Here is a 1,599-nt window from a genome sequence, read left to right on the forward strand (position 1 = left end):
TCGAAATTGGGTCTGTAGCTCAGTTGGTTAGAGCGCACCCCTGATAAGGGTGAGGTCGGCAGTTCGAATCTGCCCAGACCCACCAATTTTGTGTGGGAACCTGTAGAAATACGGGGCCATAGCTCAGCTGGGAGAGCGCCTGCCTTGCACGCAGGAGGTCAACGGTTCGATCCCGTTTGGCTCCACCACTACTGCTTCTACGTATTAAAGCTTAGAAATGAGCATTCCATCGATGCGATGGTGAATGTTGATTTCTAGTCTTTGACTAGTTCGTTCTTTAAAAATTTGGGTATGTGATAGAAAGATAGACTGAACGTTACTTTCACTGGTAACGGATCAGGCTAAGGTAAAATTTGTGAGTTACTCAGTTTTGAGTATTATCGAATTTTCGGCGAATGTCGTCTTCACAGTATAACCAGATTGCTTGGGGTTATATGGTCAAGTGAAGAAGCGCATACGGTGGATGCCTTGGCAGTCAGAGGCGATGAAAGACGTGGTAGCCTGCGAAAAGCTTCGGGGAGTCGGCAAACAGACTTTGATCCGGAGATGTCTGAATGGGGGAACCCACCTAACATAAGTTAGGTATCTTGTACTGAATACATAGGTGCAAGAAGCGAACCAGGGGAACTGAAACATCTAAGTACCCTGAGGAAAAGAAATCAACCGAGATTCCCTTAGTAGTGGCGAGCGAACGGGGACTAGCCCTTAAGTGGCTTTGAGATTAGCGGAACGCTCTGGAAAGTGCGGCCATAGTGGGTGATAGCCCTGTACGCGAAAATCTCTTAGTCATGAAATCGAGTAGGACGGAGCACGAGAAACTTTGTCTGAATATGGGGGGACCATCCTCCAAGGCTAAATACTACTGACTGACCGATAGTGAACTAGTACCGTGAGGGAAAGGCGAAAAGAACCCCGGAGAGGGGAGTGAAATAGATCCTGAAACCGTATGCGTACAAGCAGTGGGAGCCCACTTTGTTGGGTGACTGCGTACCTTTTGTATAATGGGTCAGCGACTTATTTTCAGTGGCGAGCTTAACCGAATAGGGGAGGCGTAGCGAAAGCGAGTCTTAATAGGGCGTCTAGTCGCTGGGAATAGACCCGAAACCGGGCGATCTATCCATGGGCAGGTTGAAGGTTGGGTAACACTAACTGGAGGACCGAACCGACTACCGTTGAAAAGTTAGCGGATGACCTGTGGATCGGAGTGAAAGGCTAATCAAGCTCGGAGATAGCTGGTTCTCCTCGAAAGCTATTTAGGTAGCGCCTCATGTATCACTGTAGGGGGTAGAGCACTGTTTCGGCTAGGGGGTCATCCCGACTTACCAAACCGATGCAAACTCCGAATACCTACAAGTGCCGAGCATGGGAGACACACGGCGGGTGCTAACGTCCGTCGTGAAAAGGGAAACAACCCAGACCGTCAGCTAAGGTCCCAAAGTTATGGTTAAGTGGGAAACGATGTGGGAAGGCTTAGACAGCTAGGAGGTTGGCTTAGAAGCAGCCACCCTTTAAAGAAAGCGTAATAGCTCACTAGTCGAGTCGGCCTGCGCGGAAGATGTAACGGGGCTCAAACCATACACCGAAGCTACGGGTATCATC

2 tRNA genes and 1 rRNA gene (1 of these 3 running past the window's edge) are annotated in these 1,599 nt (G+C 49.4%); all 3 read left to right on the forward strand.

Annotation, left to right across the window (positions count from 1 at the left end):
- Positions 1-8: 8 nt before the first annotated feature.
- Positions 9-85 (forward strand) — tRNA-Ile (locus ACP7BN_RS27605).
- 27 nt (positions 86-112) lie between these two features.
- Positions 113-188 (forward strand) — tRNA-Ala (locus ACP7BN_RS27610).
- 248 nt (positions 189-436) lie between these two features.
- Positions 437-1,599, forward strand: a 23S ribosomal RNA gene (locus ACP7BN_RS27615); it runs 1,823 nt beyond the window's last position.

It is taken from the genome of Pseudomonas sp. TWP3-1, from assembly GCF_049896625.1.
Taxonomy (GTDB): Bacteria; Pseudomonadota; Gammaproteobacteria; order Pseudomonadales; family Pseudomonadaceae; genus Aquipseudomonas.